Origin of the sequence: Endozoicomonas sp. GU-1 (assembly GCF_027366395.1) — a bacterium.
Taxonomy (GTDB): domain Bacteria; phylum Pseudomonadota; class Gammaproteobacteria; order Pseudomonadales; family Endozoicomonadaceae; genus Endozoicomonas.
The window spans coordinates 5,361,264-5,380,559 of record NZ_CP114771.1 but is presented as its reverse complement, the minus strand read 5'-3'; the positions used below and the strand labels follow the sequence as shown (position 1 = coordinate 5,380,559).

The window sequence follows — 19,296 nt, the reverse complement described above, 5'->3', positions numbered from 1 at the left end:
ATTAACCGATATCAGGTTTGTGTTGAACCTATGATGCGTGGTGTTATCAGAAATAAACGTACCTGTTTGATCTTTGACTTTGACTCTGCACGGAACAAATGGCCAAGAACCGGAATATCGCCCAGCAACGGAACTTTGGTAAGCTTTGCTTCATCCTGCTCTTTATAGAAGCCACCGATTAACAGGCTCTCCTGTTCACTGATGATTGCCTGAGTATTAATTGAGCTGTTAGTCACTTCCGGTAGTTTACTCCCGATGTCTTCTGTGCCCTGGCTTCCTGAACCATCCTGAATATTGACGGTCATATGGATACGTCGGCCCTGCTCCTCACGAACAATTCTTGGGGTAACCTGAACAACTGTGCCTGAGGTCACCGGGAATAGTTCAGAGTCCTCATTACTGGCAACCGACACATAGAAAGTACTGCTGTTATCGAGAATGGCTTCTATGTTGTCGAGTGTCAGAATAGACGGCCTTGATACAATCTTGACCCTCCCTTCGTCAGCCAGTAGCTGTAAATTTGCATTAAAGGAGCCAAGTGCACTGGAGACAATGGTTGTATAGTTTGGCGTCGGGGCATTTGGGTAGGGCGTAAAAGATATCTTGGTATCATTTGAGCTGGCGGAATTACTCCAGTCAACGCCAAGCGCTCTCAAGTCCTGTGTATTGATATCAATAATTGAAACACTGATCTCTATCTGCGATGTTGGTTTATCAAGAGAAGCCACCAGTTCTTCATACATTGGCATCTTGGATTCAAGATCATGCACAATGATCGCATTCAGTCGCGGATCAGCATTGATATAGACTTCATCGGCTTCCGCACCGGCATTCAGCGAGTCTCCTGCTGATTCAGAGCCATCTTTCATGCCGGGTTCACCGGATCTGCTGACACTCTCTGCCGGAGTCACGGATGGGTTAGGCAGTCCCTGTTTGGTCACCTGGGCTACACCGCCACCTTTAATAATTCTGGTCAGAATCGTGGCGACTCCAGGGACTGTCAGTTGCTGACCTCTGAAACTGAATGACTTATCGGTTGCCCAGGCATATTTGAGCGGAAAAGTGCGAACCGTCAGTTTACTCTTCTGACGCTCCCCCTCTTTCGCATCAAGCAGCAGCGCTGTCTGAGACACCAGCTCGATATAACGGGGAGGCCCGGAAATAAAGACAAGCCCCTCTTTCGGCTGTTCCTTCCAGAAAAAGCGACCGTCCCAGATACCAATCTTTTTCAGGGTTTTCTTCAGCTGCTTTATTGGTAAATAGTTTAAGCTGATAATCTGCTGGCTGGAGGAGCTGCCATCATAAACAAACAGGGTATGCCCATCAAAATACCAGATAAAACCATAGATATTGGCCAGATGATCCAGGAAATCAACGGGGGTCATAGGACCAATCTTGCCATTAACCTCTCCAACCACCGTATCCGCTATGATGGATGGCATATAATAACTACCTGCAAAATTCTGCAATACTTCCTTCAAGCTGTCGCCATTACCAAAATATGCATATGGGCGCGCACCAAACGCTGCCAGGGCAGGTGATTCGTCATCACCAATGGTACCTTCAAAATCATCAATCGCATCCTGAATGGCATCCTCGGCAGAAAGAACCATACCACTTCCGGATGGTGAATTGTTTTGCATCATGTAGAGGTTGTTTGAAGCTTGATTTACCTGTTGACGGTCGTCTTTCTGGGCAAAGTTATAATCAAAATCAGATGTGGCTGCATAATGAGTTTGACTACCATACTGGGAAAAACTCGCCCCTTTCCCGGACAGTTGCCCATCGTTAATATATGGCATTAGTCGTGCTCTTTCGGCATCAACAGGTGAGCCATCTGGCCTGGGATATGCCCTGGCATCCAGCGGTCTCCCCCAGGAAACAGCTTCCCCGGCTGAATCGGGAAAAACTCTGGCATCCAAGGCTCTCCCCGGCTCAGCTGAAGGACGGTCAGGCTGTTCCGATACGATGTCGGATGGAAAATAGATAATCTGACCTACCCGTAAGGCCTGGGTAGTATCCAGTTTGTTATAGCGGGCAAGCTCATTTACCTCAAACCCGTAGCTTCCGGCAATCACTTCCAGAGTCTCATTGGGACGCACTAAATGTTTTCTGGTTTGCGGCTCTTCAGATGACCAGTTCGCCAGCGCCTGGAAGGTAATCGCCAGTAAAAGGGACAGGATTATCAGGGTATTTCTTATAAAGCCCATCAGACGCGTGCCTCCATGCTCATGTCTGCTCCAGCTTATTCAACAGCCCTTAATGAATAGATGCCTTGTAAAGTCGAGAGTGTCAATAAATGTTCGTTACACACCAGTTTATCGGAAAACAAACTGGATTCACCAGTATTTCGTCAAAAAAATAATTAACATGAGAAAAATCCATTTATCACTGTGTACACCCGCCGATAGAACGAAAGGATTAAATTATCAGGCGGACTTTATCATGGCAGCACCAGTTTCTTTCGGTAACGGTATTTCAGGCATTTCACGGATCGACAGTGCTTTAGCGCACTCAGACTATCCTAAATCAAAATCAAATTTCAGAACCTCCGGTAAAAATGTTGTTTGTCACACTTGGAAGACTCTGGAAATGAACCAAAATTACGAGCACCGTGAATTTCAGTTTGCGACTAAGGTTTCCGGTCAGAATATCTCTTCAAGTCCGGAGGAGCATTACCGCTTCACACAGGATGCCATGGACTCTTTTTCCGACTTTTTAAAGCAACTGCCTGAAAACAGCGGTCACGCTAAAAGAATGAAAGAAGCTTTGTCAGTCATCGAAAAAGCCAAAGCCGACAGTGAATATTTAATGATGTGCCGTAATGTATTGATTGCCAGCTAAAGGATGAGTGAAATGGATAAGTCATTAAAAACCTGGATGCTGTCACAGGCGTCCTACTATCTTGAATACCAGCAGCCCAGAAAATCCATTGCGCTGCTAGAAGCACTGATGTCAATAGACAAGAAAAACCCAGATATTTATCGCATGCTCAGCTACGCCTACTTACAGGCAGAACGGCCTGAAGAATCCATTCGCGCAGCCGATAATTTTCTAAAATACGCAAAGCCCGGTGGTGATATTCGGGCTATTAAATGGATCAAGGGGCGAGCCCTGCTCAAGAAGAGAAAAGCTGCACTGAGCCGCTGATCTTCAAGACCATAGCCAGCCCCATAGCAGCGGCGCACCTCTCATGGCACAACTGTTACCCGGGCTGAATTTTGGCGGCAGAAATGATCTGGTACTGGCAGGCCTGCTGGTATCCATCATCGGGCTTATTATTCTGCCCATGCCGACCCCCCTGGTGGATTTCCTTATTGCATTGAACATGGGGATTTCCACCATACTTCTGATGACCTCCATCTACCTGAAGTCACCCCTGGAATTCTCATCCTTTCCGGGGGTGCTGCTGATAACGACCCTCTTCCGTCTGGCTCTGTCCATTACCACTACCCGTCTGATCCTTCTTCAGGCAGATGCCGGTGAGATTGTCTATACCTTCGGTAACTTTGTGGTAGGGGGTAACCTGGTCGTTGGTGTCGTTATCTTCCTTATCATCACCATTGTCCAATTCCTGGTCATCACCAAGGGTTCGGAACGTGTGGCAGAAGTCAGCGCCCGTTTCTCTCTGGACGGTATGCCTGGCAAGCAGATGAGTATCGATGCTGACCTTCGGGCCGGGGCCATCGAAATGGAAGAAGCCCAGCGCCGTCGTGAGCTGGTGACCAAAGAAAGCCAGCTGTTTGGTTCGATGGATGGAGCCATGAAGTTCGTAAAAGGTGATGCCATTGCCGGTTTGATCATCATCTTTGTCAACATTACTGCTGGTGTCGCTATCGGTACCGGTAATGGCATGAGTGGCGGTGAAGCTCTCCAGCTCTACGCCATCTTAACCGTAGGGGATGGACTCATCTCCCAGATACCGGCCCTGCTGATATCCATTACCGCCGGTATTATAGTCACCCGTGTATCCAACGAAGATGCCAAGGACCTTGGTAATGAGATAGGCACTCAGCTTACCGATAAACCAAAGGCCCTTATGGTTGGTGGAGCACTGTTACTCGGCTTTGCCCTTATCCCCGGCTTCCCGACACTGACTTTCATGGCTCTTGCTGCTGCCATTGGCGGCGGAGGCTACTTTCTGATGAGGAAAGTGGAAAAAGCCCGGACAGCTGAGGAAGATGGCGGCATTCCGGCCATGGCCGCAGCAACAGAATCACCCAGTGAGGCCAAATCCAGATTGGACCAGCAGGAAGAGTTCACCCAGACTCTGCCCTTGATTATTGATGTCCCTACCTCTGTACAGAAAAGCCTGAACACATCCTCCCTGAATGAGGAGCTGCTTAAAGTCCGGAAATCACTGTACATGGATCTCGGGGTTCCTTTTCCCGGTATACACCTGCGGTTTAATGACGCCATGGATGAGAATACCTACAGCATACTGCTGCAGGAAGTTCCCGTCGCATCGGGCTATTTCAAACCAGGCTCTCTGTTCGTGAGAGAGAGTAATGAACATCTGGACATGCTGAAGATCCCTTATGAAGTTGGCGATCCGTTTCTGCCCAGCCTGGACTCTCTCTGGGTCATTGAAGGCCAGCAGGACAAACTTGAGCGCAACAACGTCAACTTTATGGATTCCTCAAAAATCCTGACGTACCACCTGGCACATGTCCTGAAAAAATATGCTGAAGATTTTGTGGGCATTCAGGAGACACGCTACCTGCTGGAAAAAATGGAAAGCACTTTTGGTGAACTGATTAAGGAAGTCCAGAGGCTGTTACCTGTCAACAAGATCACCGAGATATTCCAGCGCCTGGTATCCGAAGATATTTCCATCAGGAACCTCCGCTCCATTCTGCAATCCCTGGTTGTCTGGGGACACAAGGAGAAAGAGGTTGTTCAGTTAACCGAGTATGTCCGCTCATCATTAAAGCGCTACATCAGCTACAAATACTCTAACGGTAAAAATATGCTGCCTGTATACCTGCTTGACCAGGATGTCGAAGATACCATCCGCTCCGGTATCCGCCAGACTTCAGCAGGCAGCTACCTGGCGCTTGACCCATCGACCTCTGCCCAGTTTGTGGAAAATGTTAAGCACTCTGTTGGCAAAATCGGTCATCTTGAACATAAGCCCGTCCTGATTACTTCGATGGATATTCGCCGCTATGTCCGGAAACTTCTGGAGCTGGAAGTGTATGACCTGGCAGTGCTTTCACACCAGGAATTAACGGAAGAGATTACCGTTCAACCACTGGGCCGTATCTCCCTGTAAGCAAGGTCATACCCGTACCGGAGGTGCTTCTCAATCTGCTGGCAGTTGGTATCAGCCAGTAGATGAGGACGGATGTTTCTGACAACCGCACCTCTAATCAACATCCCCACTAAAATGAATCAGCGGCTTATCACCACCGCAAAAGTTAATTAGCCGATATTTACTTTGAATTTCATTGATTAAATCACTGCTTCGAGTTAGAAAACAGGCGTTATGGACGGATGATGAGTGCAGTGCTCAGTAAGAATTGGCAGGTAGGCTTTCTGTGCAAAATCTCCGAGACCAATCAAATCAGCTCTTACTATTTTATCTCCTACTTTCGTACAGCATAACTTCTAACCCAGAACGGGGTAGAAGTTATGCTGTACGAAAGTAGGAGAAGCAGAGAAAAAGAACGATTAACGAACTAACGCAAAAACCAGTTGGTCAATAAACTGCTCTTCTTTATAGACATGCTTTTTCATCACACCTTCAAGCTCAAAGCCACACTTCTCCAGCACACGGCGAGAGCCATCATTCCCGGCCTGCACATCAGCGAAAATACGAACCAGCCCCATCTCATCAAATGCATACTGGCACACATAAGAGAGTGCTTCGGTCATAATGCCTTTACCCCAGTGTTCCTCTGACACCCAAAAGCCAATCTCTGCGCCAAAACGATGAACATCCAGCTGAACGACAAACCCGATCTCACCAATAGCCTCACCACCACAGTCAATTGCAAAGCGGGTTCTGGTCTCATGTTCCTTGACATGCTGAACCCAGGCTCTCGCATGCTCTATGGTATAAGGGTGTGGAAAAGTATCCCGAAGGTTTCTGGCTATCTTGGCGTTGTTACCATGCTTGGCCAGAGAGATCGCATCGCCATAAAGGAACCTTCTGAGGCAGTAACCATTACCCAAATCTATATGCATATCATTATCCTGATAGTCAGCTATCAGGTAAAACATCGGCAAAAGTACCATGGGCTTTATTAATATACCTGTAACCCATTGATAGGACTTGATGTGCCGAGGATTATCCAACCAAGCTGAAGTTTAAGTTTATCTAATCCATTTAGCAGGCTTGATTTTGTAAATGGGACTTCAAGATGAAAGCCCCGAACATCTTTGCAGATGAATTATAATATCAAATATAACTTTTCCTTCAAAACCCGGAGGATTTTATTATTCTTATTTCTTATTAAAGACATTTATATGATTTCATAACAAGAACACTCCAAACCATCTTTAAAACTCAATGACTCTTACTAACCCAACACAAACTATTCTAAAGCATTGATAATAATAGGGGAATTAACAGCTCTGTAATCCTGTATTTTTAGAGGATATCACTCAGCAAGAAATTAAAACAACCGCATGAATATCTTTCTGCCAAAAGAGATTCAGACTCATTCATAGATTTACTGCTTGTTTTTTCTCTTACGTAGGTGCAAGACGTATTAACCGAACAAACACACCAATTTTTCCAAATCAACAGAACATCAACAATTGCTGCCAGCAAAATCAAGGTTAGCATAATCAACAAACCTGTTAGTGACTTACATGAAAGCAAATGATTAACTGTGGTCAGTTTTTGGAACCTGAAACCTCGGAAAGCTGTCCAATATAATAAATCTTAAATAAGGAAATATTATAATGATCAATTTAGCCAGTACTTTCCCCGTTAATCCTTACGGAGTCCAGGAAGTTATCATCAACGAAACTCAACCTGACGACCTCAGTGATTGTGCTAAAACTATTGTTCAGAACCGCATTCGGCAATTATCCTTTGCACTAATAGATCCTGCTGGCAATCGCAGCACTGCGTTATCCACCGAAAGCCTGGCTTCAGCACTGGGCATGTTGTTGGCTGCCATTGATGATGCTGGCGTGAAGGAAAAAATTTTGGGCATGACAAACCAATCCCTTCGATTAACAGCGGCACTGGAAAAAGAAATCCACAAACAACTGGGTCAATTCTGCCTGAATTACACTGTCGATAAGAACTCGCAGAGTTTTATTGTGAACTATTTTGCTTCAGAGGATCATTGTCATGATATTAACCTTACTAAAATTTTGTCCAAATACTACAGCACAATGAAATTGGAAATTACGGCACATGACAAAGTAGCCGATGTGACTGATACATTTATCAAATCTATAACCAACGGTCGCATATCCAGCTTGTTCGCCCCTGATGAACGTGATGATGTCAACGTCTCTATGGGTAATGTTGTTTGTTTAGAAGCGATTTGGGCTGATGCTTTTGATGAATTTAAAACTGCACCCTCCAGATTTCAGTGTTCAGATGGCAAGATAGCCGAAGTCGAAATGATGGAATCTGAACCCATGAATTTAAAATGTGCCTTTACAAAGGATTATGCGGCGATTGCAAAACCATTTCAACACGCTACTGAAAAGCTTTATTTTGTTGCAATAACACCTGTCAATAGTTCATCAACTGGTATTAATCATCTTGATACTGAAACACTTCACCAACTGATTGACCAATCACTGGAAGCGAGAGAGCAAAAAATCACCTTGAAACTGCCTAAAATGAAAATAGACAGTACTGACACTTCATTACTTAACGAAATTGGCAAGCTCAGTGATATTAAAATAACGGCAGACATGTTATCGAAACTGGGTAAAACAAGGCATGATCATCTGGACATGCGTCAGAAAATTCATGCCATCATTGATGAAGAGGGTGCCGAGGTTGTTTCAACAACAGCCGTTAACAGGAAATACCGGGGGGGTAATTTCGAGCCACCGGAACCATTCAATTTTGATTGCCCCGGCTATATTGCTATTATTGTTAAGGACGATAATGGTAAACATCTGTTGCTTGAATCGATAATCAAGGATGCAAGCTATCTTGTCCCTGCAAAAAGCAAAGAAGTTCAGCCCCCCTCCCTGAGTGCCAGATCGGTGCAAGCTCATCAGGGGAGTACTGTGGATACTGATTCACTTTTCAGACCTTCAAAAAATGACAATCGAGATGAATCTTTAAAAAAATATGACAAATTATTTCAGGGCATTCCGAAACATCTCGTTCAGAACTTTTTAATATCTAAAGTAATACAAATGATACTGAACGGCGATAATAAATTGAACATTCTTGGAGCCTATTACTACCAAAACAATCAAAAGCTGCTCATTCAGGTCCAAGATTTTAATCAAGCCCAAACACTCATGCAAAGAATAATTGATTTCACCAAAGCAGGTCATTCAGTCAATTGTATCAGTGCTGTTGATTTTAATGTTTTGGAAAAAAAGAATTTTGGAATCTGCACAGTGGTAAATGAGCCGATCACTACCCAACTGTTAGAAAAATTATTTTACTATAAACGCTCATAGCATTAAAATGATCAATCACATCCTCATCGATGCGAATGGTCATCTGCTTTTTTCAGCTGCTTGGCGTAAGTTTTTTTTCACCCTGACTAAAATCATACTTTGCTCTTATCACGTCAATCTCGCTGTGCTTATGGTCTGGGCTTAAAAGAAAGCAAAGCAGGTAGATAGGGTGCTTGGTCAGGAGCTGGCTATGAAACCACTGACTCGTGGCAAAAAACTGGCAAGCAATGCAGTCAACTATCACAGTGTTTTCAGGGAGCCAGAGAACGAATGAAGGGGCAGCTCCCTCCTTAGCGGGAACCAACCCATAAAATGAGCAGGCTTAGGCTGACAGAGTAACAGAGCTGGACAAATGTTTTAATCAGCTATCACAACCAGAACAATCATGCTGATCACTTACCTGGTGGCGTAGTTGATTGTTTTGCTGCCGTTCACCAACTAACTGCCCTGATTCACTGACTCAATTGGATGTCTGACAATTTGCTTCTAACTTTTTATACAGCATGGCAAGAACGTCCCACTTATACATTACCCATTCTGGTGAAAGCAGGTATTGCCTTTCCCCGGAACCGGTCAGTCGATGGAACAGTAATCCCTCTGGAGCCCGAAGGATCATCTTTGTCAGCACATCCGTGTAGGATTCCATGGATAATTCCCGGACCAGCTCTTTACGCCATTGTCGGGCCAGTTGAGTGCCTTTAACGATGTGAAGTGGATGAATCTTGATGGCATCAACACCTAAAGCAATAACCCGGTCAAAACTTACCAGACTGTCTTCAGGTTCTTCCCCCGGAAGGCCAACGATCAGATGAGTGCACAACTTTAGACCATAGCGTTTGGCTCGGATCACTGCATCTTCATAATCGCTAAAGTTATGGCCACGGTTAATGGCTTCAAGCGTAGGATCAAAGCTGGATTGAAGGCCCAGTTCCAGCCAGACCTCATACCCCTGCGCCTGATAATCCGACAACAGTTGTAAAACCGGATCGGGTACACAGTCAGGCCGGGTTCCCACGGCAAGCCCTATCACACCGGGCTGAGCCAGAGCCTCATCATAATAGCGCCTGAGATCTTCCGGAGCACCGTAGGTATTACTGTAGGACTGAAAATAAGCGATAAACTTTCTGGCACCCGTTCGGGCACTCACCTTTTCCTGAGCCTGTCGGATCTGCTCAGAAATTTCTCCCGCTTTAGTGCTGCCAGGGCTGAAAGACGCATTATTACAAAACGTACAACCACCAATACCTTTAGTACCATCACGGTTTGGGCAGGTAAACGACGCATTCACCGAAACTTTGTGTACTTTTTCTCCGTACTTCTGCCGAAGGTAACGGCCAAAAGTATTCACGAAGCAGGTCATGTCCATAGCGAGTTATTTCGTTATCAAAAACGCTACAAAATACCGACAGCCCCCTGTTTAGCCTATAGGGAGTTTAACGCATGACTTAATGGCCAATGCTTAGCCTGAATTTTTTTTCATTTTTTCCAAAGCTTCCTGAACGACGGCACGAGCCTCATTTTGACAGGCATCCATTGCATCAGGGTCATCGGGAGCTACACGCCATTCAATTATTCTTTTTGCCAGCTTTCTTGCCATCACACCGACAAGATCATCCAGATACGCCTCATCGAACATAGCCAATGGCATAAACCTTAAATGAACTAACAACTGCTCAGGTTTATCAGGTTCTTTCATATGTATGGCAAAATCGCCGGCATCAGACGTGCTTTGACTGATCGTTAACGTAAAATGCTCACCGCTCATAGTATTCTCCCGGCTGTACTAGTTTCAGTTGTCGGCGGTGATAGAGGCGGCTTTACGATCTTCAGACCAGCTGTCAGCTCATTCAGTCAGGAGGCACTATCAAACAAAAAAACCGGGTCTTCTGTCTTTTTATAATCTCTGTTCATAATCTAAACTGAGCTTTATAGGGATTAAAGCATTAGCGGACAATGCCGCCAGATATGGCGATATTCTCATCAATTATCAGCAGCCAGCTTGCACTGGGCAACGGAGAGCCAGACCATGTCACTTATTACCAATAAGGATGTCGAAAACCTACCCTCTGATAACTCGGGCCAGGTAGGTAATGTCAAACCGGTAGATCGTATTGATCCGATGCAGTCACAGGAGTTTTCAAACCTGGTAAAAAACAAGGAGGACAATAAGCTTGCTGAAACAGCGGTGGAAGATGGAGAGATTACGCCGGAAGAACTTCAGCGACAGATTCGTGAAAACCTGTTTAAAAACGGCTTCAACAAAGCCCTTGATAAAGCCAGGGAAATAGCCAAAGAACTCAGACAGGGATAGCACTCTGAACCGATGTCATTTTTTTTGGCCGAAGGTAGTTAAAACGCCCCATTAATAGCTACTTAATATAATAAAAAGCTCTCAATATAATTATATTTAGTAAAGTGATATGGGTGGTCTCTGCGGGTATTTCATACCCTGCAGATGACATTGTGCAGTACAGGGATGTGACCAGCATGTCAATTCAGCCTTCCAGCATTTTTCCGCTCAGCCCAGGTGGTGATAACAAGCCACTGCAAAGTGTTTTTTTTTCTGAATTAAATCAGCTGGTTCAAGAAATTATTTACCCCGAGTCCGACACGCTGTTTCCTGTTCTACTTACCAAATTAAATACTAATCTGGAGAATATCAAAAACGATCAGGATATGATGCGCTGGATCGATATCAAAAACCGTTTGACGAAGTCTGAATCTTTCATCAAGAAAAGCTTCCTCGATCATTTGACCAACGCAGACAGTGAACAGCCCGCACCACAAGAAGGTGCCTTAACCCTTGAATTACTCGATAATTCTGAACTTGACCACCAACTCCTCTGGCTTTCTGCAACCAATAATTTTGAGAGCAGTAACAACTCTGAACGTATTTGCCGAATCAAAAGCAGTCTTGAGAGCACCTATCCCCGGCATTACGGTACTTATCCTGCCACCCCGGAGCGCATCTGCGAAAGCTTTGCCTTGGCTCTGGAAAGTCTCCATCCAGACCGTGATATTGAACAACAATTATTTTGCTGGTTTGCCAGTCATCTTAATAATGCGGCTGATGAGCTCTGGCTTAAAGTCGACCAGTTAATGATCCATAACGGGCTGGGACCCAAACATTCATCTCCGGTTGAGCGATTGAAAGCAAACCCGGCCTCCGACCCACCCCATCATCCACTATCTACATCCCGCCCCACAGATCAAACACAACCAGCGCCTCAGCAGAGTTACTATTCAGATATGGGAAACCCTCAGTTTCTGGATAGTTTTGCTGAGAAGCTGGTATCCCGGCTGGAAGACATGCTGGCAGAAGATGAACTCATCCCTGAGGCCAAGGCTAACCGGATCAAGGCTATTGATCTGGCCAATGTCCTCAGCTCACTGCAACTGGATGTTCTTGAGCAGCACGTGTCAATACGGAACCTGCATAACTCGGTCGTAGATGCCCTGGAAATACAAGGCGTTAATTCAAAACTCTCACGCCATCATGAAAACCTTATCAATATGGTCGGCTGGTTGTTTGAGTTCATTCTGGATGATCACAACCTGCCTGATGACGTAAAAAAAACCATAGCCCTATTGCAAATCCCGATTTTAAAACAGGCGATTCTGAACGATGCTTTTTTAACCGATAAAAAGCACCCGGCCCGTCTCTTATTAAATGACTTAACGTCTGCAGGCATGCTGTATTGCCGGGATTCTAAACTGAGCAAACATGTGCTGCTACTGATTGAGCATACTGTACGCACCATCATCTCTGACCACAGTGAAAACCCGGATGTATTTCAGGATTGTCTTGATGGATTTCAAACCAATCTGGATATCATTCTGGAACCAGAGCCAGAGAGTTCAAAAAGTCACCCTGCTGCACTCAACGAACCACCAGAAGAGGTTCAGGCAACAGACTCCGACGATGACCATGCCATTGACTTTAAGACAGAAAGTCCCTCGGACGAAGACTCAGAGGAGATCATCCTTTCCTGCGAGCAGTCCGGGCTCAGTTTGAAAGATTCGCTCAAGTCTGAGCCCGCCCCAGAGGCAACCGATCCCCCCCAGGAGCTTGAGCTGCTTCCGGATGAACAGACCGAAGTGGCTGATGCTCAGGAGCATTTACCCGCATTTACCCCGGTCATTATTGATGGACTTTACCCGGGCCAGTGGGTTGAGTTTATTGGCGAAGGTGACTCACACCGCCTCAGCTGCAAACTTGCCCGGCTCAGTAAAGACCGTCATCGCTATATTTTTGTCAACAGCTCGGGGATGCGTGTTGCGGAGCGCTCTGGAAGCGAACTAAAAAAGGAAATTAAAGACGGTTCTGTCCGTATTATGGAAGAGAACCCCGTGTTCGACCGGGCGATCCAGGCTGTTCTTGAGCGATTCAAAAGACATTTGTAATGCTGCCACGGATGAATAGAGCACACAGTGAAAAAGGTGAGAACTTTTCAGCCCTGTTTATCGCCACACCGGTAAAGACATCCATTATGAAACAGGCTGTTGACTAAAGCACTGGCGTTTAATGGCGAAAAACTAATTTATCTTTAATTTGTACAGGAAGTTTCTATGATCAATCTGGAAAATTTACATCAAATCACCGACGGTGATGAAGTCCTGCTGGAAGAGTTGTTATCAACATTTTTTCAGAGCACCCGGGAAGACATCCTGAATTTGAAAGCAGCGGTCAACAATCAGCAAACGCCCCTTATTGTCAACTTTGCCCACCGGATTAAAGGTGGTGCTGCAATCGTCGGGGCGGAGCAACTGGCAATACTTGCCGGAGACCTTGAGCAGTCAGGGCAACAAGTGGAACCGGAACGTTATGACCCTCTTTTTCTTGAACTGCAGCATACGTTTAACAGTATCGAAGCCCTGTATCCCAAACTATAAAGGCCGCTGACTGGTCAAGCTGAACAGCCGAAAGCCAACCACAACGGCAAACGCCATAAAGGGCGCTTCCAGAACACCACCAATAACCTGTAACCACAGTACATTCTCAGGGCTCATCAATAGATAGCTAATAAGGGATTGTGAGAACAGCAGAGTGAACAGCAATACAGTAAAAGGCAGTAATAACAGGGACCACTGCTGCTTCGTCTGATTAAAGCTTGCCTGAATAGCCTCCACTGGAGGCTCACCCTTAAGGACAACCCGAAACTCCACAAACATTAGTTTGTACAGCAGATAAAATCCCGGTATCAGGTAGAGGCTAAACCCAAGCATGGCTAATACAAACACGAGCAGGTAACTGGTCGCCAACGGAAAATAGATACCCGCCGACTTTATTAAACTGTCATAAAGGCTTAGCTTCTCGCCCTGATCACGACTCTCAATAAAGAAAATCGCTGCCCCCGTGGCCAGCGGTTCTATCAACACTGATGCAAACAGATCTGCAAACCCACCACTTATCTCGCTATTGCCAGCAAAAGACTGTTGGAGGTAAAAGCCTGCGATTTCAGAGGGGATAGCAGACAATAGAAACAAGACCGTCAGGCTCAAGCCATAACGGGCAAAAAAGTGTAGCGATTGAACAATAGATTGCATGCAAATTTCACCGGTTAATCAACTTACCAGGGAATCACGGATCCATCATAATTGATGAACTGGCCACTGTTTTTCAAAGAAAGTTGATCAATAACCTTGCGCACGCCCCTGATTGAAGTTTCCGTATCAATCGGAGCATTTACGCCCCCCATATCCGTCTGGACCCAGCCCGGATGCAATACACCGACACTGATACCCTTCCCGGCAAGGTCAATAGCCAGACTTTTAGCCACCGCATTCAATGCGGCTTTGGCAGAGCGATAGATATAACTCCCGCCTTTCTGATTGTCCCCCATACTGCCCATTTTGCTGGACATCATGATGATTTTTTTCTCATGACTCTGGGCTACTTTTTCCACCAGTGCCTGCGTAACCATCATCGGGGCCACCGAATTAACCCGCAAAACCTCCATCCATGGATCAACGGTCACCTCATCATAAGACAGACCAAAAGGGCCATAAATTCCGGCATTATTGATCAGGATATCAATGGGCTCTTCAATCACATATTGCAGGTTATGGATCATTCCGGGCTGGGTAATATCCAGGGGAACCAGCTCAAACTGGTAACCAGCACTGCGTTTCAGCTCCAGCAGTTTCTGCGACTGTTCCGGAGAGCGGCAACAACCATAAACCTTGGCACCCTGCGCAAGATATTGACGGCACAGTTCCAGACCCAGCCCCCGGCTAACGCCGGTCACAACCACTATTTTCTGCATGCAGACTCTCCCGGATAAACTGGCAGCTTCCGGTAGAAATAAAGCTAAAGCCGCCGATAAATTATCTTACTCGTAAACAAGGCAAAAAACTTACAAAACATTCTATGATGGCAAACCGGGGATGGAAAAGATGCCTCCAAAAATAACGGGCGACAACCAGACGTCTTATATACCTGCACAAGAGGGTCCCTCCCTTGCTAATAACAAAGCCAGTCATAGAGGACGCCAGGTCAGTGAAACCAGGGCAACTCCCCAATCGGACAGAACCGCTAATGCAACCAGCAATCTGGCCGTTGGCCAACGTCAGGTTGAGTCTTTATCACCTGATCATCTGGAAATGATCAAAGCACTGACAGAACAGGGCCAATGGGGTGGTGTTTTGCCCGCCATTCTTGCTTGTAAAACAACGGATCAACTGGATAAAGTTCTGGCTGAAATAAAAACAGTCAGTCCTCTGCCCAAAGAGATTCATCAGCAAATAGGCATTCACTTTGCGGACCTCTATACAATTAGAGCCGCTGGTGCCCTGACCGGAGGACTCAAATCATGACACTCGAAAACCTGGGCAGTCTCGATCTTATTTTGCAAAAGTCCGATGAACATGACAGCCCGCTGGGTTCCATGATCAGAATGGCGGTGGACAGCTTTATCCAGACACACTCGCTAACCGCGGCGAATCGTAATCAAATGGTCAATAGCATCACCCAGAAAATTCACGAGCAGATCCATCAAGTGATGTTCGAGCAGGAAGAGCTACTGACAAAAGACCCGGCATTAGCGGAAAAAATAGCTCAGGCACGCAATCAACGGCGCATCGAGCAAAATTATCTTCAGGAAAAAAGCCAACGCTCTGAACAAGCTTCCTAGTTTTTTATGCAAAAAAAGGGGCTTACTCAGCCCCCTCATAAAACCTGATCAGACCAGCAATAAAGCAATGGTTGCCAGGCTGAGAATCAACGTACCACCATAACAGGCCACTTTTACCCCACCCCCCGGGTGGAAACCCAGATCGTGAGCACCGTGGTAAATACGGTGAATACAGGCCCAGTAAGAAGGCACCAAAGCCACCATCAGCGCCAGCTTGCCAATCCAGCTCTCCAGAAAGAACGCTGACATTCGCTCATAAGAGAGCGCTTCTGCCGGAATAATTTCCAGAGGCACACCCAGACCAACCACAAAAATAATAGCCGGAAAGAAAAAGGCGATAGTGGTGCCACCAGCCCCAAACAGACTCCACAACAGAGGTTCAATATGGCGTTTATTACTCATGTTCCCTCTCCTATCCCCGTCAAAGTCCCATGGTGGCCGCAGCCAGAATGATGGCAGAAACCACTGCCAGGCCAACGTACATCAATTTGTTAACCACACTGTCTTTTACCATTTTACGAATCTGCTGTGGCAGAACGCGGGGCGTCATATCAAAATAGGTGACGGCGTGGTAAATAGTCAGACCCAGGGTAACCACGGTAAACAGAATCATTAACGGGTTAGCCTGGAAGGCAAGCCAGCTATTCCAGGCGGCTTGACCCTTGACCAGCTGCATCAGACCGACAAACAGGTTGATGGCATAGAGGCCATCAAATACACAGGAGGATTCCCGGATCATGTACTGGCGGTAGAAGGGATGATCCATATACCAGGTGCGCTTCATGGGACGCACATAGGGGCGACGACTCATCACTTGTCTCCTTTACGTGGCATCAGGAAAGAGAGCGCCCAATCCTGAGAACCCTGCAGTTTGTTCTGGTTGATGGCAGCGGCCGGGTCAACATTCTTTGGACAAACCTCAGAACAGTAACCCACAAAGGTACAGGACCAGACACCATTCTTGCCCTGAATCACTTCGGTACGCTGTTCATAGCCATCATCACGGCTGTCCAGGTTATAACGGTGGCCCAGGGCGATCACCGCAGGACCGGTAAACAGTGGGTTCAAGCCCATCTGTGGACACGCGGAGTAGCAGAGCATGCAGTTAATGCACATGGAAAACTGCTTATAAAGGCCCAGCTGCTGAGGCGTCTGTTTATTCACTCCCTCCTCAACCGGCTTCTCCATCGCATTGATGATGTACGGTTTCACTGACTCCAGTTTCTTGATGAAGTCTTCTGAGTCAATCACCAGATCCTTTTCAATCGGGAAGTTAGCCAGTGGCTCAACCCGAATGGGGTTCGGATAATAATCCCGCAGGAAGGTTTCACAGCCCAGCTTTGGTGTACCGTTAATCACCATGCCACAGCTGCCACACACTGCCATACGGCAGGACCAGCGGTAAGCCAGGCTGGAATCCAGTTCATCCTTGATATGTTCAAGAGCATCCAGCATGGACCAGGCTTCCACATAAGGAATAGTGAAAGTGCCAAATGTCGGCTTGTCATCGGTTTCCGGGTTATAACGCAGAATCTCGATGGTTATGGTTTTATCACTCATGGGGCCTCCTTACTTCCCTTCGCCGTTTTTCTCAGCCGCCGCGCCATAGACGCGCTCTTCTGGCTGGAAGCGGGTTACATTCACGTCTTCATATTCCAGACGAAGCTTGGCATCACCGTTATAGAAGGTGACGGAGTGTTTCAGGAAGTTGACATCGTCACGGGCTTCGAAGCCATCAATACGCTGGTGCGCACCACGGGACTCCTTACGTTCAACACCACCAATGGCCATACACTCAGCAACCATCAGGGAGCTTTGCAGCTCAAAGGCCTGCAGCAGTTCGGTATTGAAGACCTTGCTCTTGTCTTCCACTTTGACGTTTTTGAAGCGCTCACGCAGTTCAGAGATCTTATCCAGACCGGCCTGCATCTCTTCACCCACCCGGTAAATACCGAAACTGTCTTCCATGGTTTTCACCATTTCGTGACGCAGGTGCGATGCTTTTTCAGTACCATTGGCATTGCGCAGGCTTTCAATAGCCGCCAGGTGTGCTTTTGCCTGATCCAGCAATTTGCGTTCATCAGACATCACGTTCTGGCTGGCAAAATCCGCCGCACTTTCACCGGCAACCTTACCGAAGACCACCGTCTCTGCCAGAGAGTTGGAACCGAGACGGTTGGCACCGTGCATACCGACGCTGGCACATTCACCGGCAGCGAACAGACCGGCCAGATCGGTGGCACAGTTGATGTCCGCTCTGACACCACCCATGGTGTAATGAACCGCAGGACGTACCGGAATTGGCTGATGCACCGGATCAACCCCCAGGTAGTTTTTCGCCAGGGAACAGATCAGTGGCAGACGCTCCATCAGCTTCTGTTCACCCAGGTGACGCAGGTCCAGGTGCACCGCATCGCCCAGTGGCGTTTCAATGGTGCGGCCCTTGCGCTGCTCCTGCCAGAAGGCCTGGGACAGCTTGTCACGTGGGCCCAGTTCCATGTATTTGTTCTTTGGTTGACCGACCGGAGTCTCTGGTCCCAGACCATAATCCTGCAGGTAACGGTAACCATCCTTGTTCAGCAGGATACCGCCTTCACCACGACAACCTTCCGTCATCAATACACCGGAGCCTGGCAGACCAGTCGGGTGGTACTGAACAAACTCCATATCACGCAGCGGTGCGCCAGCACGTAGGGCCATGGCATGGCCGTCACCGGTCACAATGGCACCATTGGTGTTAAAACGGAAAATACGACCAGAGCCACCTGTTGCCAGCACCACTGACTTCGCCAGGAAGACTTTTGGTTCGCCGGTTTTCACTTCGATGGCAACAACGCCCTGGGCACGGCCATCTTCCATGATCAGGTCAGTGGCAAAATACTCATCGTATCGTTCAATGGAGGGGTACTTGGTGGACGTCTGGAACAATGTGTGCAGCATGTGGAAGCCAGATTTGTCCGCAGCAAACCAGGTGCGCTCAATCTTCATACCACCAAACGCACGAACGTTTACGTCACCGTCATCCTTACGATTCCAGGGGCAGCCCCAGTGCTCCAGGCGGATCATCTCTTCAGTGGCGTGGGAAACAAAGTAATCCACCACATCCTGATCGCAGAGCCAGTCACCTCCGGCCACCGTGTCAACAAAGTGGTTTTCCAGAGAGTCATGATCCTGAATGACACCGGCTGAACCGCCTTCTGCAGCCACCGTATGACTCCGCATAGGGTAGACTTTGGAAATCAATGCCACTTTAAGCTCAGGATTTTTTTCGGCAACGGCAATCGCAGCCCGAAGACCGGCACCTCCGGCACCGACAATGGCTACATCAGCCTTTATGACCTGCATACGCAAACCTCTACCGCCGTTCACCACCATCTCCGGGAAGAGTCCCAAACAGAGACAGCCAGCGAACTGGCCAAAATGAATAATGAGAGAAGGGTTAAAAATCTAGAACTGAAGTTTATATAAACCTGAAATTAAAGCCATTGATATAAAACAAAAATAAATCAATATTTCGGAAAACCCGTAATTTCAAGATAAACCAATA

At 46.9% G+C, this 19,296-nt stretch carries 19 protein-coding genes; 9 read left to right on the top strand and 10 right to left on the bottom strand.

What is annotated here, in order from left to right; translation table 11 throughout:
• Positions 1–11: 11 nt before the first annotated feature.
• Positions 12–2,210 (bottom strand): type III secretion system outer membrane ring subunit SctC, encoded by a 2,199-nt coding sequence (gene sctC, locus O3276_RS22505; RefSeq protein ID WP_269673305.1) that lies wholly within the window; start codon positions 2,208–2,210, stop codon positions 12–14.
• Positions 2,211–2,445: 235 nt separating this feature from the next.
• Between sctC and O3276_RS22500 the strand changes: the two genes are divergently transcribed.
• The 3 genes from O3276_RS22500 to sctV are packed head-to-tail and all read left to right on the top strand — an operon-like array spanning position 2,446 to position 5,275.
• On the top strand, positions 2,446–2,844 hold the full coding sequence (locus O3276_RS22500) for a hypothetical protein (RefSeq protein ID WP_269673304.1): 399 nt from the start codon (positions 2,446–2,448) through the stop codon (positions 2,842–2,844).
• A 12-nt stretch (positions 2,845–2,856) separates the two neighbouring features.
• Positions 2,857–3,150, top strand: a complete 294-nt coding sequence (locus tag O3276_RS22495; RefSeq protein ID WP_269673303.1) for a tetratricopeptide repeat protein — start codon at positions 2,857–2,859, stop codon at positions 3,148–3,150.
• A 43-nt stretch (positions 3,151–3,193) separates the two neighbouring features.
• Complete coding sequence (sctV, locus tag O3276_RS22490) at positions 3,194–5,275, top strand: type III secretion system export apparatus subunit SctV (RefSeq protein WP_269673302.1); 2,082 nt, start codon at positions 3,194–3,196, stop codon at positions 5,273–5,275.
• Positions 5,276–5,673: 398 nt separating this feature from the next.
• On the opposite strand, the gene O3276_RS22485 is transcribed toward sctV, so the two are convergent.
• On the bottom strand, positions 5,674–6,189 hold the full coding sequence (locus tag O3276_RS22485) for a GNAT family N-acetyltransferase (protein WP_269673301.1): 516 nt from the start codon (positions 6,187–6,189) through the stop codon (positions 5,674–5,676).
• Positions 6,190–6,912: 723 nt separating this feature from the next.
• On the opposite strand from O3276_RS22485, the gene O3276_RS22480 reads away from it, so the two are divergent.
• Entirely contained in the window at positions 6,913–8,616 is a 1,704-nt protein-coding gene (locus O3276_RS22480) for a serpin family protein (protein ID WP_269673300.1), read from the top strand.
• A gap of 460 nt (positions 8,617–9,076) precedes the next feature.
• Here O3276_RS22480 and O3276_RS22475 read toward each other — a convergent pair whose 3' ends face one another.
• Both O3276_RS22475 and O3276_RS22470 read right to left on the bottom strand, forming a co-directional pair.
• Positions 9,077–9,964 (bottom strand): tRNA modification radical SAM protein MnmL/YtqA, encoded by an 888-nt coding sequence (locus tag O3276_RS22475; RefSeq protein ID WP_269673299.1) that lies wholly within the window; start codon positions 9,962–9,964, stop codon positions 9,077–9,079.
• A gap of 111 nt (positions 9,965–10,075) precedes the next feature.
• Positions 10,076–10,381: a hypothetical protein gene (locus tag O3276_RS22470; RefSeq protein WP_163369420.1), complete on the bottom strand. Its 306-nt coding sequence runs from the start codon at positions 10,379–10,381 to the stop codon at positions 10,076–10,078.
• Positions 10,382–10,642: 261 nt separating this feature from the next.
• Here O3276_RS22470 and O3276_RS22465 point away from each other — a divergent pair, with 261 nt between their 5' ends.
• The 3 genes from O3276_RS22465 (at position 10,643) to O3276_RS22455 (ending at position 13,509) form a co-directional block, all read left to right on the top strand.
• Positions 10,643–10,927 (top strand): hypothetical protein, encoded by a 285-nt coding sequence (locus tag O3276_RS22465; RefSeq protein ID WP_101744768.1) that lies wholly within the window; start codon positions 10,643–10,645, stop codon positions 10,925–10,927.
• Between the two features lie 176 nt (positions 10,928–11,103).
• Positions 11,104–13,020 carry a DUF1631 family protein gene (locus O3276_RS22460; RefSeq protein WP_269673298.1) on the top strand — a complete coding sequence of 639 codons (1,917 nt, stop codon included), beginning with the start codon at positions 11,104–11,106 and terminating at the stop codon, positions 13,018–13,020.
• 165 nt (positions 13,021–13,185) lie between these two features.
• Positions 13,186–13,509 (top strand): Hpt domain-containing protein, encoded by a 324-nt coding sequence (locus O3276_RS22455; RefSeq protein ID WP_269673297.1) that lies wholly within the window; start codon positions 13,186–13,188, stop codon positions 13,507–13,509.
• On the opposite strand, the gene O3276_RS22450 is transcribed toward O3276_RS22455, so the two are convergent.
• The gene (locus tag O3276_RS22450; RefSeq protein ID WP_269673296.1) at positions 13,504–14,163 is read right to left on the bottom strand and encodes a hypothetical protein; all 660 of its coding nucleotides are present in this window, start codon (positions 14,161–14,163) and stop codon (positions 13,504–13,506) included. The genes O3276_RS22455 and O3276_RS22450 overlap by 6 nt on opposite strands.
• Positions 14,164–14,186: 23 nt before the next feature.
• On the bottom strand, positions 14,187–14,882 hold the full coding sequence (locus O3276_RS22445) for an SDR family oxidoreductase (RefSeq protein WP_269673295.1): 696 nt from the start codon (positions 14,880–14,882) through the stop codon (positions 14,187–14,189).
• A gap of 130 nt (positions 14,883–15,012) precedes the next feature.
• Between O3276_RS22445 and O3276_RS22440 the strand changes: the two genes are divergently transcribed.
• Entirely contained in the window at positions 15,013–15,432 is a 420-nt protein-coding gene (locus O3276_RS22440; RefSeq protein WP_269673294.1) for a hypothetical protein, read from the top strand.
• Positions 15,429–15,749: a hypothetical protein gene (locus O3276_RS22435; protein ID WP_269673293.1), complete on the top strand. Its 321-nt coding sequence runs from the start codon at positions 15,429–15,431 to the stop codon at positions 15,747–15,749. The genes O3276_RS22440 and O3276_RS22435 overlap by 4 nt, the downstream gene beginning before the upstream one ends.
• Before the next feature lie 48 nt (positions 15,750–15,797).
• Here the strand turns inward: O3276_RS22435 and frdD are convergent, their stop codons facing one another.
• From frdD to frdA, 4 genes are read right to left on the bottom strand one after another with little or no spacing between them, the layout of a single operon-like run.
• Complete coding sequence (gene frdD / locus O3276_RS22430) at positions 15,798–16,151, bottom strand: fumarate reductase subunit FrdD (RefSeq protein WP_269673292.1); 354 nt, start codon at positions 16,149–16,151, stop codon at positions 15,798–15,800.
• 19 nt (positions 16,152–16,170) lie between these two features.
• The gene (locus O3276_RS22425) at positions 16,171–16,560 is read right to left on the bottom strand and encodes a fumarate reductase subunit C (protein ID WP_269673291.1); all 390 of its coding nucleotides are present in this window, start codon (positions 16,558–16,560) and stop codon (positions 16,171–16,173) included.
• The gene (locus O3276_RS22420; protein WP_163369413.1) at positions 16,560–17,309 is read right to left on the bottom strand and encodes a succinate dehydrogenase/fumarate reductase iron-sulfur subunit; all 750 of its coding nucleotides are present in this window, start codon (positions 17,307–17,309) and stop codon (positions 16,560–16,562) included. Before O3276_RS22420 ends, O3276_RS22425 begins: the two co-directional genes overlap by 1 nt.
• Before the next feature lie 9 nt (positions 17,310–17,318).
• Complete coding sequence (frdA, locus tag O3276_RS22415; protein WP_269673290.1) at positions 17,319–19,094, bottom strand: fumarate reductase (quinol) flavoprotein subunit; 1,776 nt, start codon at positions 19,092–19,094, stop codon at positions 17,319–17,321.
• Between the last annotated feature and the right edge of the window lie 202 nt (positions 19,095–19,296).